Genomic DNA, 389 nt, shown 5'->3' with positions numbered 1-389 from the left:
GTCTATCAAAGAAGGCGTCGTTGCCGTGGACGATCGCGGCGAGGTAACGCTGATCAACGATGCCGCACAAGAATTGCTGAATTACCGTAAGTCGCAGGACGATGAGAAACTGTCGACGCTAAGCCACTCATGGTCACAGGTGGTAGATGTCTCGGAAGTGTTACGCGACGGTACGCCGCGCCGCGACGAAGAGATTACGATTAAAGACCGGCTATTACTGATCAACACCGTACCGGTGCGCAGTAATGGCGTTATCATCGGTGCCATTTCAACCTTCAGGGACAAAACTGAAGTTCGTAAACTGATGCAGCGACTCGACGGTCTGGTCAACTATGCTGATGCACTTCGTGAACGATCCCACGAATTTATGAATAAATTGCATGTGATCC

1 protein-coding gene is annotated in these 389 nt (G+C 50.6%); it reads left to right on the top strand.

Annotated elements, in window-relative coordinates:
- The coding region (locus E0L35_RS26060) for a PAS domain-containing protein (RefSeq protein WP_138801773.1) at positions 1-389 on the top strand (389 nt) is incomplete at both ends.

The sequence above is a fragment of the Halomonas sp. ATBC28 genome (assembly GCF_005937175.1).
Taxonomy (GTDB): domain Bacteria; phylum Pseudomonadota; class Gammaproteobacteria; order Pseudomonadales; family Halomonadaceae; genus Vreelandella; species Vreelandella titanicae.
This window is presented reverse-complemented; position numbering and strand designations above follow the sequence as displayed.